At 73.5% G+C, this 14758-nt stretch carries 12 protein-coding genes; 2 read left to right on the plus strand and 10 right to left on the minus strand.

Features of this window, described 5'->3' with window-relative positions:
* Positions 1-103: 103 nt before the first annotated feature.
* The 7 genes from OH807_RS09840 to OH807_RS09870 all read right to left on the minus strand — a co-directional run bounded on the left by OH807_RS09840 (position 104) and on the right by OH807_RS09870 (position 8657).
* Positions 104-934 carry a shikimate dehydrogenase gene (locus tag OH807_RS09840; RefSeq protein WP_406196480.1) on the minus strand — a complete coding sequence of 277 codons (831 nt, stop codon included), beginning with the start codon at positions 932-934 and terminating at the stop codon, positions 104-106.
* Between the two features lie 34 nt (positions 935-968).
* A complete protein-coding gene (gene mltG, locus OH807_RS09845) occupies positions 969-3032 on the minus strand; it encodes an endolytic transglycosylase MltG (protein WP_406196482.1) in 2064 nt (687 codons plus the stop codon).
* 197 nt (positions 3033-3229) lie between these two features.
* On the minus strand, positions 3230-4465 hold the full coding sequence (gene mltG / locus OH807_RS09850) for an endolytic transglycosylase MltG (protein WP_406196485.1): 1236 nt from the start codon (positions 4463-4465) through the stop codon (positions 3230-3232).
* An 89-nt stretch (positions 4466-4554) separates the two neighbouring features.
* Positions 4555-5025, minus strand: a complete 471-nt coding sequence (gene ruvX, locus OH807_RS09855) for a Holliday junction resolvase RuvX (RefSeq protein WP_406196487.1) — start codon at positions 5023-5025, stop codon at positions 4555-4557.
* A 17-nt stretch (positions 5026-5042) separates the two neighbouring features.
* Positions 5043-7712 (minus strand): alanine--tRNA ligase, encoded by a 2670-nt coding sequence (gene alaS / locus OH807_RS09860; RefSeq protein ID WP_406196490.1) that lies wholly within the window; start codon positions 7710-7712, stop codon positions 5043-5045.
* A complete protein-coding gene (locus OH807_RS09865) occupies positions 7712-8176 on the minus strand; it encodes a DUF6167 family protein (protein WP_406196492.1) in 465 nt (154 codons plus the stop codon). The genes alaS and OH807_RS09865 overlap by 1 nt, the downstream gene beginning before the upstream one ends.
* A 4-nt stretch (positions 8177-8180) precedes the next feature.
* Positions 8181-8657, minus strand: coding sequence for a DUF948 domain-containing protein (locus OH807_RS09870; RefSeq protein ID WP_406196495.1), 477 nt, complete (start codon positions 8655-8657; stop codon positions 8181-8183).
* A gap of 332 nt (positions 8658-8989) precedes the next feature.
* Between OH807_RS09870 and OH807_RS09875 the strand changes: the two genes are divergently transcribed.
* A complete protein-coding gene (locus OH807_RS09875; protein ID WP_406196498.1) occupies positions 8990-11161 on the plus strand; it encodes an ATP-binding protein in 2172 nt (723 codons plus the stop codon).
* An 87-nt stretch (positions 11162-11248) separates the two neighbouring features.
* Positions 11249-11569 carry a tetratricopeptide repeat protein gene (locus OH807_RS09880; protein ID WP_406210857.1) on the plus strand — a complete coding sequence of 107 codons (321 nt, stop codon included), beginning with the start codon at positions 11249-11251 and terminating at the stop codon, positions 11567-11569.
* A gap of 127 nt (positions 11570-11696) precedes the next feature.
* Here the strand turns inward: OH807_RS09880 and rpsD are convergent, their stop codons facing one another.
* From rpsD to OH807_RS09895, 3 genes are all read right to left on the minus strand, one after another.
* The gene (gene rpsD, locus OH807_RS09885; RefSeq protein WP_063346792.1) at positions 11697-12311 is read right to left on the minus strand and encodes a 30S ribosomal protein S4; all 615 of its coding nucleotides are present in this window, start codon (positions 12309-12311) and stop codon (positions 11697-11699) included.
* A gap of 367 nt (positions 12312-12678) precedes the next feature.
* The gene (locus OH807_RS09890; RefSeq protein WP_406196501.1) at positions 12679-14028 is read right to left on the minus strand and encodes a replication-associated recombination protein A; all 1350 of its coding nucleotides are present in this window, start codon (positions 14026-14028) and stop codon (positions 12679-12681) included.
* A 44-nt stretch (positions 14029-14072) separates the two neighbouring features.
* On the minus strand, positions 14073-14687 hold the full coding sequence (locus OH807_RS09895; RefSeq protein WP_406196502.1) for a hypothetical protein: 615 nt from the start codon (positions 14685-14687) through the stop codon (positions 14073-14075).
* Positions 14688-14758 lie beyond the last annotated feature (71 nt).

The raw sequence follows: 14758 nt of genomic DNA on the forward strand, positions 1-14758 counted from the left end.
ACGTGCCACGACGACAGCACGTGCCACGGCGGCAGCACGCGCCACCCCCGCAGTACGTGCCACGACGTCAGCACGCGCCACCCCCGCAGTACGCGCCGCCGCGTCAGCGCCCCGCGAGCGCCGCTTCGCCCGCCGCGCGGACGGCGGCCAGCGGGCCCGGCGTCCGGCCGGTGAACAGCTCGCTCTGCAGCACCGCCTGGTGCACCAGCAGGTCCAACCCGCCCAGCACGGTCGCGCCGCGCGCGGCACAGGCGGCGGCCAGCGCGGTCGGCCACGGGTGGTAGAGCACGTCGAACAGCACGCCCGGCCCGGCCGGCAGCCCGGCCGCGAAGGCGTCCGTCGCCCCCGCCGGGGTGGTGGAGACGGTGAGCGGCTGCGCCAGCGCCTCGGCGCCCCGCTCCCAGTCGGCCGTCCGGACGGCGACGCCCAGCCGCTCGCCCAGCTCGGCCATCTCGCGCGCCCGCTCGGGGCTGCGCACGTACACCGTCACCTCGCCGGTGCAGATCTGGGCCAGCGCCGCCAGCGCCGAGGAGGCGGTGGCCCCGGCGCCGAGCACCGCCGCGGACGGGACTTCGCCGACGCCCCGCTCGCGCAGCGCGTTGACCAGCCCCGGGACGTCGGTGTTGGCGCCCACCCGGCGCCCGTCGGCGGTGAACACCACGGTGTTGACCGCCGCCACCGAACGCGCGGTGGCACTCACCTCGTCGAGCAGCGGGATGACCGCCCGCTTCAGCGGCATGGTGAGCGAGAGCCCGGCCCACTCGGCCTCGTCCAGCCCGCCGAGGAAGCCGGGCAGCCCGGCCTCGTCCACCTCGAAGCGGTCGTAGCGCCAGCCGTCCAGCCCGAGCGCCGCGAAGGCGGCCCGGTGCAGGTCGGGTGAGAGCGAGTGGGCGATCGGCGAGCCGAGAACGGCGGCCCGGTGCTTGCTGGTCAACGCTGCTTCTCCGTGAACGGCGGTGCGGTCAGGGCTACTTGGTGGTGCAGTGGCCACGCGCCTTGTCGATCTTCTGGCCGGCCGCCGTGCAGTACGCCTCGACGTTGGCCAGATGCTCCTTGTACGTGTTGGAGAACAGGGTCGTCTCCGGGGACATCGCGATGAAGTACAGCCACTTGCCGTCCGCCGGGTTCAGCACTGCCTTGATCGCGTCGTCGCCGGGGTTGGAGATCGGCGTCGGCGGGAGGCCCGGGTTCCGGTTGGTGTTGAACTTGTTGCTCGCGTCGTCCATGTCCTTCTGGGTGAGTTCCTTGCGGCCCAGCGAGTACTGCAGCGTGGTGTCCATGCCGAGCGTGCGGTGGACTTCGGTGTCGTCGACGAGACGGTTCTGGATGGTCCGGGCCATCTTGGCGAAGTCCGCCCGGTTGTTGCCCTCGGCCTGCAGGATGCTGGCCTCGATGACCACCTCGTAGCCGTTCTTCAGACCGGCCTTGGACGCCTCGCCGTCCAGGCTCGCGTAGCGGTCGGTGGCGTTCTTGACCATCTGCTTGAGCAGGTCCTCGGGCTTCATGCCGTCGGCGATGTTGTACCGGGTCGGCCAGAGGAAGCCCTCCAGGTTGCCGTTCGCGTACGCCGGCAGTCCGAGGTTGGCGATCTGGGCCTTGGCCGTGCTCTCCGCGGTGCCCTTCGGGAGCTTCAGCTTGTCGTCGATCTTGACGTAGGTGGCGGCGGCGGTCAGGCCCTCCGGCAGCACCAGCGCGGCGCCACCGGCCTGCTCGACCAGGGCCTGGAGGGCGGCCGAGGCCGACATCTCCTTCTTCAGCGTGTAGAACCCGTACTGGATGTTGGTGCACTTGGGCTCTTTGTCACAGGCCTGGGTGTACGCCTCGACGCTCTTGACCACGCCCGCGGCCTTCAGGGTCATGCCCATCTGACCGCCGGTCGAGCCCTTCTTGATCTCGATCTGCACGCTGCTGGTGCCCTCGCCCTGGAAGTCCGGGGGCGGGCCGAAGTGGTCCTGGTAGAAGCCGTAGCCCCACCAGCCGGCGCCGCTCACCGCGCCCATCAGCACCAGCGCGACCAGCAGGCAGGCACCGCCGTTGCGGCGACCGGACTTCTTGCCCTTCTCCTTGCGCTTCTTCTTGCCCTCGCGGGAGTCGTCCTCCTCGCCGAGGAAGCCGTCCTGACCGTCCTCGCCGCCGTCGGCGTAGTCGTCCTGACGGCCGTCCCAGTCGTCCTCGGCCTGCTCGGGCTCCGCCTGCGCCGGGCCGCCGGCCTCCAGCGCGGCCGCCTCGGCCTCCCAGTCGATGCCGTCGGCCCCGGGGCCGGCCGGAGCCGCGGCCTGCTGCTGCCGTCGCGCGGCCCGCCCGCCCGGCTGAGCCTGCGCCGCCTGCGGCCCGCCGGGCTGCGCCGGACCGGCCGGCGACATCCCCGGCTGCGGCACGCCCTGCTGCTGCACGCCTGGCTGCTGCATACCCGGCTGCGGCACGCCCTGCTGGGGCATCCCCGGCTGCGCCTGCGGCTGCTGCTGCCCGGGGAAGCCCTGGAGATTCTGCTGCTGGCCCGGGAAACCCTGCTGGCTCTGCTGCTGCCCCTGGAAACCCTGGCCGTTCTGCTGCTGGCCCGGGTAGGCCTGCTGCTGCCCGGGGAAGCCCTGGCCGCCGCCCTGCTGCTGGCTCTGCTGCTGGTAGCCCTGCTGCTGATCCGGGTACCCCTGCTGGCCGGGGAAGCCCTGGCCGCCCTGCTGCGGGTAGCCCTGCTGGCCGGCGCCGTACTGCTGCTGCCCCTGCTGGTACTGCTGCCCGCCGTACTGCTGGGGCTGCTGGGGCTGCTGATCCTGCGGGAATCCGCCCGGGTAGCCCTGCTGCTGCGGGTAGCCCTGCTGCGCCTGGGGGAACTGCTGCCCCTGCTGCTGCGGGTAGCCCTGCTGGCCGCCACCGTACTGCTGCTGCTGCATCTGCTGCGGCTGCTGCTGGGGCTGCTGCTGCCACTGGCCGTCCTGCTGGCCGGGGACCGGCTGCTGGCCGCCGTACCCGGGGTCACCGGGGTGCCACGGCTCGGAGCCCTGGGGGCCGTAGCCCCGACCCAGATCGGTCATTGATCCCCTTACACCGACGGAGACGGCCGGAGGATCGGACCGGCCGTCCCGGGACGGCGTCCCGGTTGATTCTCGAACCGGCGTGCTACTGCATCGCCTGGAGGGAGACGTTACCGTACCGCAGAGAAGCCCCCGGCAGGGCCGACGACCGGTCGGTGCCCGCACGGTCCCGCCGGTGCGCCCTCCGGCGGGCCCCCTCAGGGAGTCGCCGGCGCCCCGCCCGGGGAACCGCCGGGCGCACCGGACGACGCACTGGCCGACCCGCTCGACTGCGTCCCCTTGGTGGCGTTGAACTCGGCCACGTTGCGCTGCTGCACCTCGAAGCTGTCGGTGAACCGGGTGTCCCCCGGCTTCACGGTGACGAAGTAGAGCCAGTCCCCCGCCGCCGGGTCGACGGCCGCCATGACCGCCTGGCGCCCGGGGTTGCCGATCGGCGTCGGCGGCAGCCCCTGGTGCAGGTAGGTGTTGTAGGGCGAGTCCAGCTTGGTCTCGCCGACGGTGGTGTTGAGGGTCGAACGCCCGAGCGCGTAGTTGATCGTGGAGTCCAGCTGCAACGGCATGTTCTTGGCCAGCCGGTTGTAGATCACCCGGGCCACCTTGGCCATGTCCTCGGTGTTGTCGGCCTCGCCCTGGACCATGCTGGCGATGGTGACCAGCCCGTACAGGCTCTGCCCGAGGTTCTGCGCGACCACGTCCGCGTCGTCCCGGGCGAACTCCTTGCCGGCCCGCTCGACCATCTGCTTCAGCAGGTCGACCGCGGTGGTGCCCTCGGTGACGCTGTACGTCGCGGGGAAGAGGTACCCCTCCGGGCTGCCCTTCGCGAACTCCGGCAGGCCGAGCTCACCGGCCTGCTCCTGAGCGGCCTTCTGCGCGGTGCCGGCCGGCAGGTCGAGCTTCTTGTCGATCGCCGCGTAGATCTGGCTGCCGCGCCAGCCCTCGGGGATGGTCAGGCCGTTGGCGTTGGCCGGGTCGACCAGGATCGCCAGGGCCGCCGCCGCCGACATCTTCTGCTTCAGCGTGTAGGTGCCGGGCTGGATCCGCCCGGCGGCGGCCGCGCTGCCCTTGGCCGCCCGGGTGAAGGCGAGCGAGCTGGCCACCACCCCGTTGCGCACCAGGGCGGAGGCGATCTGGGTGAGCCCGGCCCCCTCGGGCACCGAGACCTGGACGGCACCGCTGCCCGCCCCGGCGTAGTCGGCGGCGGCCGGTGGCTTCTGCTGGCCCTGCAGCCAGCTGTAGCCGGTCAGGCCGATCCCGCCGAAGACGGCGATCAGCGCGAGGGCCGTCAGCCCGCACGCCAGGCTGTTGCGCCGGTGGTGCGGGTCGGGCGCATCGGGGCGTGGCCGGGGCGCGCCGGGCGGGCGGCCCTCCGGCTCCATGACCGGCGCACCGAGGTGGCCGGGCGTGAGCCCCGGAGTGAAGTCCTGGTCGGTCACTGCGCCCCCTCTGCGGTCCCGGAAAACGGCAGGGGGCCCGTACGGACGCGTCCGCACGGGCCCCCTGCCGGGACGTTAGAGCAGGCGGGTCAGCCGTCGGCCCCGACGCTCTCACCGGGCGGCCGTCCGCTCACCCGTTCGGACTCAAGGGCGGTCTGCAGGATCACCACCGCGGCGGCCTGGTCGACCACCGAACGGCCCTTCTTCGCCTTGACCCCGGAGGCCCGCAGGCCGTGGGTCGCGGTGACGGTCGACATCCGCTCGTCCACCAACCGGACGGGCACCGGGTAGAGCCGGACGGCCAGTCGCGAGGCGTAGCCGCGGACCTTCTCCGCCGCCGGCCCCTCCTTGCCGCTGAGCGAGCGCGGCAGGCCGACGATCACCTCGATCGCTTCGTACTCCTCCGCGATCGCGGCGATCCTGGCCTGCGACTTCACCCCGGCGGGGACGGTCTCCACCGGCGTGGCGAGCACCCCGTCGGGGTCGCAGGAGGCGACCCCGATCCGGGCGTCACCGACGTCGACGGCGATCCGCCGCCCCCGCCGGAAGGGCCGTTCCACGGCCTCGGACTCCTCCATCAGCTGGCGCGCTCCGCGATCAGGCCGCGCACCGCGGCGATGGCCTCGCCGACCGCGGCCGCGTTGGAGCCGCCGCCCTGGGCGACGTCGTCCTTGCCGCCACCGCCGCCACCGAGGGTCTTGGCGGCCACGCGGACCAGCTCGCCGGCCTTGATGCCACGCCCGCGGGCGTCCTCGTTGGTGGCGATCACGGTCAGCGGGCGGTCATTGGCCACGGTGAAGGCGGCGACCACGGCCGGGCGCGAGCCCAGGCGGCCGCGCACGTCGAGGACGAGCTTGCGCAGCTCGTCCGCGCCGGTGCCGTCGGCGACCTGGGCGGCGACGACCGCGATGCCCTGCACGTCCTCGGCCGAGTCGGCCAGGCCCGCAGCGGCGGCCAGCACCTTCTCGGCGCGGAACCGCTCGATCTCCTTCTCGGCGTCCTTGAGCTTGGCGAGCATGCCCGAGATCTTCTCCGGCAGCTCCTCCGGGCGGCCCTTGACCAGCTCGGTCAGCTGGGCGACCACGGTGTGCTCACGGGCCAGGAACTTGTACGCGTCCACGCCGACCAGCGCCTCGACCCGGCGCACGCCGGAGCCGATCGAGGCTTCGCCGAGCAGCTTCACCAGGCCCAGCTGGGCGGTGTTGCCGACGTGCGTGCCGCCGCAGAGCTCCTTGGAGAAGTCGCCGATGGTGACGACGCGGACCTCGTCGCCGTACTTCTCGCCGAACATGGCGATGGCGCCGGCCTTGCGGGCCTGGTCCATCGTCATGACCTCGGCGGTGACGTCCAGCTCGCGGGTCAGCACGTCGTTGATCTTCTGCTCGACGTCGACCAGCACGCTGCCGGGCACGGCGGCGGGCGAGCCGAAGTCGAAGCGGAAGCGGCCGGGGGCGTTCTCGGAGCCGGCCTGGGCGGCCGTCGGGCCGAGCGCGTCGCGCAGCGCCTGGTGGGTCAGGTGGGTGGCCGAGTGGGCGCGGGCGATCGCCCGGCGGCGCTCGATGTCGATGGTGGCGTAGGCGGACGCGCCGAGCACGACCTCGCCGAACAGCACGCCACCGGAGTGCACGACCACGCCCGGGACGGGCTGCTGCACGTCGCGGATCTCGACGACCGCGCCGGAGTCCAGCCGGATCCGGCCGTGGTCGGCGAGCTGGCCGCCGCCCTCGGCGTAGAACGGGGTGCGGTCGAGGATGAGCTCGACCTCGTCGCCCTCGCTCGCGGCCGGCGCCGGGACGCCGTCCACGAGCAGGCCGACCACGGTGGCCTCGCCCTCGGTCAGGGTGTAGCCGGTGAAGACGCTCGCGCCGGACTTGTCGGCCACCGCGCGGTACGCGGCGACGTCGGCGTGGCCCATCTTCTTGGCCTTGGCGTCCGCCTTGGCACGGTCCCGCTGCTCCTGCATGAGGCGGCGGAAGCCGGCCTCGTCCACCTGGAGGCCCTGCTCCTCGGCCATCTCCAGGGTCAGGTCGATCGGGAAGCCGTAGGTGTCGTGCAGCTTGAACGCCTGCTCGCCGGAGAGCACCGCGCCGCCGGACTGCTTGGTCTCGGTGACGGCGGTGTCCAGCAGGCTGGTGCCGGACTTCAGGGTCTGCAGGAAGGCCGCCTCCTCGCCGGTGACGACCGTCTCGATGCGCTTGCGGTCGGACTCCAGCTCCGGGTACTGCGGGGCCATCGCCTTGATCGCGACGTCGGTGAGGTCCTTGGCGACCGTGCCGGTGGCGCCCAGCAGGCGCATGTTGCGGATGGCGCGGCGCAGGATGCGGCGCAGCACGTAGCCGCGGCCCTCGTTGCCGGGGGTGACGCCGTCGCCGATCAGCATCAGCGCGGTGCGGATGTGGTCGGTGACCACGCGCAGCGAGACGTCCGACTTGTGGTCGGCGCCGTAGGTGTGGCCGGTCAGCTCGGCGGCGCGGTCGAGGATCATCCGGCTGGTGTCGATCTCGAAGAGGTTGTCGACGTCCTGCAGGATGGCGGCGAGGCGCTCCAGGCCGAGGCCGGTGTCGATGTTCTTGCTCGGCAGGTCGCCGAGGATCTCGAAACCGTCCTTGCCGTCACCGTGGCCGCGCTCGTACTGCATGAAGACCAGGTTCCAGATCTCCAGGTAGCGCTCGCCGTTGACGGCCGGGCCGCCCTCCTCGCCGTACGCGGGGCCGCGGTCGTAGTTGATCTCCGAACACGGGCCGCACGGGCCGGGGACGCCCATCGACCAGAAGTTGTCCTTCATGCCGAGGCGCTGGATGCGCTCGGAGGGCACGCCGATGACGTCGCGCCAGATCTGCTCGGCCTCGTCGTCGTCCTTGTAGACGGTGATCCAGAGCTTCTCCTTCTCCAGGCCGTAGCCGCCGTCCGCGACGGGCGTGGTGAGCAGCTCCCACGCGAACTTGATGGCTCCTTCCTTGAAGTAGTCACCGAAGGAGAAGTTGCCGCACATCTGGAAGAAGGAGCCGTGCCGGGTGGTCTTCCCGACCTCCTCGATGTCCAGGGTGCGCACGCACTTCTGGACGCTGGTGGCGCGCGAGAACTGCGGCTTGACCTCGCCCAGGAAGTACGGCTTGAAAGGCACCATGCCGGCGTTGACGAGCAGCAGGGTGGGGTCGTCGGCGACCAGGGACGCCGACGGAACGACGGTGTGGCCGCGCTCCTCGAAGAAGCGCAGCCAGCGGCGGCGGATCTCTGCCGACTCCATTAGTGGTCCTTCCGGTTCGGGGTACCGCCCGGCTGCGGCAGTGCGCGGCGGGGCGTCTTTTCGATGGCTGGGGTGGTGCGGGCGCTGCTGGACGGAGGCAGGGCGGCGGCCGGGCTCCCGGGCGCCGCCGAGATAGCTCGGTACTGCGGCTCGCCCGGGAGGGGCAGCGCGGAGCGCCTCCCCGGAAGGGTGGCGGCGCGCGACGGGCGGGCGCTTCGGCGGGGCTCGACGACGGCGGTGCCGTCCAGTCCGAGGTCCTCGCGCAACTGCTCCTCGCGCTCGGCCATGCCGGCCTTCACGTCCTGCGCGAACCGCTTGGCGGCGTCACCCAGCTGCAGGGCACCACGCGTGGCGGTGCCGGAGAGGCTGTCCGGGGTGAGCCGGTGGACGGCCTCGTTGGCCTTGTTCATGGCCCAGACGGTGGCGCCGGCGCCGACCGCCATCCAGAAGATGCGTCGCACCATGCCGTCAGCCCCTCACCGAACGCCGGATCCGCGCCAGCAGACCGCTCTTCGCGGCGGTCGCCGCGCGCACCTCGGCCCGGATCAGCCGGGCCAGCTCCTCGCGCTCGCCGGGCTGGGTGGGCAGGGCCAGGGTGCCGTTCTGCTTGGCGACGGCCTTGCGGACGCCGTAGCTGAAGGCCGCGACCTTGACCAGCGGCCCGCCGAGGGTGGCGGCGACGGTGGAGGACAGTGCGTTGGCGTTGGCCGCGGCGTCCTGCACGTTGGCGGTGATCTCGTCCACCCGCTCCAGCTGCTCGTTGGCGCTGCGCACGGCGGCGCCGGCGTCGACCAGCAGCGGCACGGCCTGTTCGGTGACGGCGGTGACCAGGACGGTGGCTTCCTTGAGCACCCGCGAGAGCCGGACCAGCACGACGGCGAGCAGGGTGACCAGGACCGCCCAGAACACGGCGACGAGCAGCCCGGCCAGCTCTCCCACGGACACCTTGCGTGCTCCCTCGCCTTGCTGTTCCTCTACGGGCCTGCCCCGGAGGGAACCCTATCGCGACCATGGCCGGTTTCCGGACCGGGATTGTCCCGCCGGGGCGTGCCGCCGTCCGCGGCGCGGATCGGTCGGGTGTGCGATCCGCGCGCGTAACCCACCGGCCGGTCACCTCGTTCCACCGGGCGGGCCGTCGGCGGGGCGGCCCAGGCCACGCCCGGGCCGCGAGGGTCCGGGCCCGGAGCGGGGAGCAGCGCTTGGCCGGCGACTCGACAGCAGAGCCGCGGGGGGCGGCGGAACGGACCGCGCGGGCGCCCGGCCGGCTGCCCGCGGAGGTGACCAGCTTCGTCGGGCGGCAGGAGGAGCTGGCCGCCCTGGCCGCGCTGCTGGCCTCGGCCCGGCTGGTGACGGTGACCGGGCCGGGCGGGGTGGGCAAGAGCCGGCTGGCCCTGCGCGCGGCCGCCCGGGCGGCCGGTGCCTTCCCGGACGGCACCTGGCTGGTGGAGCTGGCCCCGGTGCAGGATCCGCTGCTGCTCGGCCATGCCGTGCTGGAGGCGTTGCGGCTGACCGACGGCACGGCCCGCGCGCCGCTGGACGTGCTGACCGAGGAGCTCGCCGACCGCCGGCTGCTGATCGTGCTGGACGGCTGCGAGCACCTGGTCGAGGCCTGCGCGGAGCTGGCCGGCGCGCTGCTGCGGGCCGCGCCGGGCCTGCGGGTGCTGGCCACCAGCCGGGCGTCGCTGCGGGCCGGCGGGGAGCACCTGTTCACCCTGGCCCCGCTGCCGGTGGGCCCGGCCGGCCCCGCCCTCGCGGACGTGCTGCCGGATGCGGTGCGGCTCTTCGCCGACCGGGCCCGGGCGGTACTGCCGTCCTTCGAGGTGACGGCGGCGACAGCCGACGGGATCGGGCAGCTCTGCCGCCGGCTGGACGGCATCCCGCTGGCGGTGGAGCTGGCGGCCGGGCGGCTGCGGGCGCTGTCGGTGGAGCAGATCACCGCCCGGCTGGACGACCGCTTCCGGCTGCTCACCGGAGGGGACCGGACGGCGCTGCCGCGCCATCAGACCCTGCGCACGACGATCGGCTGGAGTCACGAGCTCTGCACGGCGCAGGAACGATTGCTCTGGGCCCGCCTCTCGGTCTTCGCCGGCACCTTCGACCTGGAGGCCGCCGAGTACGTCTGCGCCGGGGACGGCCTCGAACCGGACGAGCTGCTCGACCTGCTCGCCGAGCTGGTCGGCAAGTCGGTGGTGCTGCGCGCGGAGGAACCGCCGGGCCGCCGGGCCGCCGGTGAGAGCGCCCCGGGCGTCCGCTTCCGGCTCCTCGACACGTTGCGCGAGTACGGCCTGCACTGGCTGCGCGCGGCCGGGGAGGAGCAGCGGCTGCTGCGCCGCCACCGCGACTGGTACCTGGGTGTGGCCACCTGGGGCGAGGTCGAGTGGTTCGGCCCCCGGCAGTTCGAGACCGCCGAGCGGACCGGGCTGGCCCACTCCAACCTCCGGGCGGCCCTGGAGTTCTGCCTGGCCGAGCCGGGCGAGGAGCAGCTGGCCCTGCGGCTGGCCGGCACCCTCTGGTTCTACTGGGTGGGCTGCGGGCACCTCGGCGAGGGCCGGCACTGGCTGGACCGCGCGCTCGCCCTCGCCCCGCAGCCGACCGAGGCCCGGGCCAAGGCGCTCTGGGTCACCGGCTACATGGCCACCCTCCAGGGCGACCTGGTCGCCGCCCGCCCCGCGCTGGAGGAGTGCCGCCGCCAGGCACTGGACACCGGCGACGACCGCGCGCTCGCCTACGCCGTCCACCGCCAGGGCTGCGCAGCCCTGATCGGCGACGAACCGGCCCGCGCCGCCGAGCTGTTCGACGAGGCGCTCTGGCACTACCGGACGATCGGCGAACTCAACAGCAACGTCCTGATGGCGATGTTCGAGCTGGGCATCGCCCACCTGTTCCAGGGCGACCAGGAGGGCGGCGAGCGCTGGCTCGGCGAGGTCCGCGAGGTCTGCGAGGAGCACGGCGAGCAGTGGGCGTACGCGTACGGGCTGTACGCGCTGGCGTACTCGCACTGGCTGGACGGCGACTTCCGGCTGGCCCGGGCGCACGCGCGGGAGAGCGTCCGGCTGAACCACCTCTTCCACGACCTGCTCGGCATCGTGCTGGCGATCGACCTGCTGGCGCTGCTGGAGACCGAGCCGGCCGGCCCGGGCGAGCCGGGCGACCTGCGCGAGGCCCGGGTGCTGCAGGGCGCCGCGCACCGGATCTGGCAGACGGTGGGCAAGCCGTTCTTCGGCTCGCGCAGCTTCAACGGGCCGCACCTGGCCTGCGAGGAGCGGGCGCGGACCGGGCTGACCGCGCAGGAGTTCACCGACTGGTTCGACTGCGGTGCCCGGCTGGACCTCACGGCCGCCGTCCGGCGCGCCCTCGGCGGCGACGGCCGGGCGGACGGCCCCGGCCCGCTGCCCGGGCCCCGCTCGGTGCCGCCGGCGCCGCAGCCGGCACCCGTCAGGAATAGTTGAATCTTGTCCATTGCTGGAGGGGGCAGCACCACTCGGCACCGCGGCACCGCCCCGCCGCCGAGCGAACCGGAAGGAGCAGCCGTGGCCATCCACACCGCAGCCGACGAGTACCGCCTCGCGACGTTCTACTTCGAGTCCAAGGCCTACTCCGACGCCGCCCGCATGCTGGAGGGCGTCCTCGCCGAGGAGCCGGCCAACCTGTCGGTCCGGCTGCTGCTGGCCCGCAGCTACTACCACTCCGCCCAGCTCTCCCGGGCCGAGGTGGAGCTGCGCCGGATCCTGGACGCCGCGCCCGCCGAGGACTACGCCCGGCTGATGCTGGGCCGGACCCTGGAGCGCCTGGGCCGCGCCGACGAGGCCCGCCCGCACTTGCGGCTGGCCGCCGCGATGACCGGCGAGGACCTCTGAGCCGGCACCCGGGCCGCCGGGCCGGCCCCGCGCGAGCGGCGCGGAAGCGGCCGGAAAAGGGGCGAGCCCCCGCTGCCCGGAAGGGCGGCGGGGGCTCGCTGGGTACGGCAGGCGTACCGCTCGCGGGTCAGCGCGAGTAGTACTCGACGACGAGCTGCTCGTCGCAGATCACCGGGACCTCCTTGCGCTGCGGCGCGCGGTCCAGGCGGAAGGCCAGGGCCTTCAGGTTGACCTCGAGGTACTTCGGGGTCTGGCCCTCACCCGCGTAGCCACCCTCACGGGCGACCTGGAACGGGACCTTCTCCTTGCTGCGCTCGCGCACAGTCACCACGAAGCCCGGCTTCATCTGGTACGACGGCTTGTTGACCTTGCCGCCGTTGACCTCGATGTGACCGTGGACGACCATCTGGCGGGCCTGGTAGATGGTGCGGGCAATGCCCGAACGCAGCACCAGGGAGTCCAGACGGGTCTCCAGCTCGGCGACGAGCGCCTCACCGGTCTTGCCCTCGGCCTTCTTCGCGCGGTCGAACGCGCGGGCCATCTGCTTCTCGCTCAGGTCGTACTGGGCGCGCAGACGCTGCTTCTCGAGCAGACGGACCTTGTAGTCCGAGTTCTGCTTGCGGCCACGGCCGTGCTGGCCGGGCGGGTACGGGCGGGCCTCGAAGTACTTGACGGACTTCGGGGTCAGCGGCACGCCGAGCGCACGCGCGATCTTGACCTTGGGACGCTTCTGGTTCGCCATGAACCAAACCTTCCTTGCTTACGAATACGGCTTCACCAGGTGTTGACGGAGGTCGCTCGTCGCGGTCCGGAGAAAAACCGCACCGCCCACGGGCAGTACGATCAGCCGCTCTCCGAGGCCGGGCACGGATGTGCTTGCACACGAGTGGCCCACCGAACCGGGGTTGGTGGGCTGCACGCGACACCGAAACGGTGCGCGACGCTCCTCAGGGCTCCCCCGAGAGGGGCCCGCGGCCGGTGTCCCGCTGGTGCGGCCGGTCGGCGGGGTCTCCCCTGCCGCCGTCCCGGGACATGGCACTCCGCACGAGTATACGCTGCGGTTCGCCCGCTCCCGCCCGCTCCCGCCCCGCACCGGGCCGCAACGGCCGTCACTCGCCCCGGAGCCGGCTCCTGGTCCACTCCACGGTGTCCGCGTACCGGGCCTCCCCGCCGCGCCGGGTCGGCCGGTAGTACGCCTTGCCGTGCACCGCGTCCGGCGCGTACTGCTGGGCCGCGATGCCCTCCGGGAGGTCGTGCGGGTACTGGTAGCCCTGGCCGTGCCCGAGCTTGCCCGCGCCGCCGTAGTGCGCGTCCCGCAGGTGCGGCGGCACCGCACCCGCCAGCCCCTGCCGGACGTCCGCCAGGGCCGCGTCGATCGCCAGGTAGGCGGCGTTGGACTTGGGCGCGAGGGCCAGCGCGATGGCCGCCTGGGAGAGGATGATCCGCGCCTCGGGGAAGCCGATCAGCGCCACCGCCTGGGCCGCGGCCACGGCCGTCTGCAGCGCCGTCGGGTCGGCCAGGCCGACGTCCTCGCTGGCGGAGATCATCAGCCGCCGGGCGATGAAGCGCGGGTCCTCCCCCGCCTCGATCATCCGCGCCAGGTAGTGCAGGGTCGCGTCGACGTCGCTGCCGCGGATCGACTTGATCAGCGCACTGGCCACGTCGTAGTGCTGGTCGCCGTCCTTGTCGTAGCGGACGGCCGCCTGGTTCACCGCCGTCTCGGTGGTGGCCAGCGTGATGACCGCCTCGTCCTTCTCCAGCGCCGCCCCGGCCGCCGCCTCCAGCGTGGTCAGCGCCCGCCGGGCGTCCCCGCCGGCCAGCCGGACGAGGTGCTCCTCGGCCTCCGCCGACAGCTCCAGCACGCCCTCCAGGCCGCGCTCGTCGGCCACCGCGCGGCGCAGCAGGGCGCGGACGTCCTCGTCGGTCAGCGACTCCAGGGTGAGCAGCAGGGACCGGGAGAGCAGCGGGGAGATCACCGAGAAGTACGGGTTCTCGGTGGTGGCCGCGATCAGGGTGACCCAGCGGTTCTCCACCGCCGGCAGCAGCGAGTCCTGCTGGGCCTTGGAGAAGCGGTGGATCTCGTCCAGGAAGAGCACCGTCTCCCGGCCGCTCATGCCGACCGCCCGGCGGGCGCCGTCGATGACCGCGCGGACCTCCTTGACGCCCGCGGTGATCGCCGAAAGCTCGACGAAGCGGCCCTCGACGGCCTGGCTGATCACATGGGCCAGGGTGGTCTTGCCGGTGCCGGGCGGGCCCCAGAGGATCACCGAGCTGGTCGCCGCCGGCCCGTGCGAGCCGCCGACCAGGCGCCGCAGCGGCGAGCCCGGCTTCAGCAGCTGCCGCTGCCCGGCCACCTCGTCCAGGGTGCGCGGGCGCATCCGCACGGCCAGCGGGGCCCGGCCGGGCTCCTTGGCCTGGCGTTCCTCGGCGGCGGCGGTGAAGAGGTCCGGTTCGTCCACACCGGAAGCCTATGCGAGCCCGCCGACAGCCCCGCCCGGCCGGCTCAGGGCTGCGCCGCCCGGTTCAGCCGGATCACGTCGAACTCCTCCAGCGAGCGGATGACCGCGCCGGACGCGGCCGCGCTCCGCGCCCGGGCCTCGGCCTGCGGGCCGCGCGAGGCGGCCAGCGCCGCCCGGTCGGCGAAGACCACCCCGACCGAGCCGTGGCCCACCGCGCGGTTGAGCAGCATGGCGGCGCTCACGAACCCGTCGACCCGCTGAAGGGCGGGCAGCGCGTGCTCACGGAAGGCCCCGGCGAGCCGGTCGCCCTGCGCGGGATCGAAGTCGAAGCGGGCCAGCCGGAACCCGGCGCCCGGCCCGGCCGGGACGGGCGGGGAGAGCACCGCCGCCTCCGTCACCTCGACGGCCGCGGTGCCGGCGAACGGCGCCAGCAGCTCGTCGCGGCGCGCCCGCAGCCGCCCGGCACTGTCGCTCTCGGCCTGCGCGGTCGCCCACCAGGAGCCCATCAGGACGACGCCGAGCTCGCGGTTGGCGAAGAGCCCGAAGCCCCGGTAGCCGGGCTGGGCGGAGAGCAGCGGGACGGCTTCGGTGTCGAGCGCCTCCAGTGCCCCGCCGATCAGGGCCGGGTCCCCGGTGAAGTAGCCGGTGCGGACGAACATGGGCGGATCCTCCTGACGTCGTCCCGGCGCGCGGCGCCGGTGGCCTGGCCGAGCACGTCCATCGGACGCCC

The sequence above is a fragment of the Kitasatospora sp. NBC_01560 genome, from assembly GCF_045208415.1.
In the GTDB taxonomy this organism is placed as follows: Bacteria; Actinomycetota; Actinomycetes; order Streptomycetales; family Streptomycetaceae; genus Kitasatospora.

Excerpts from the sequence above, each read along its gene's own strand:
- OH807_RS09865 (WP_406196492.1), bottom strand. The coding sequence starts at position 8,176 with ATGGTGCGACGCATCTTCTGGATGGCGGTCGGCGCCGGCGCCACCGTC.
- rpsD (WP_063346792.1), bottom strand. The coding sequence starts at position 12,311 with ATGGCGAACCAGAAGCGTCCCAAGGTCAAGATCGCGCGTGCGCTCGGC.
- alaS (WP_406196490.1), bottom strand. The coding sequence starts at position 7,712 with ATGGAGTCGGCAGAGATCCGCCGCCGCTGGCTGCGCTTCTTCGAGGAG.
- mltG (WP_406196482.1), bottom strand. The coding sequence starts at position 3,032 with ATGACCGATCTGGGTCGGGGCTACGGCCCCCAGGGCTCCGAGCCGTGG.
- OH807_RS09895 (WP_406196502.1), bottom strand. The coding sequence starts at position 14,687 with ATGTTCGTCCGCACCGGCTACTTCACCGGGGACCCGGCCCTGATCGGC.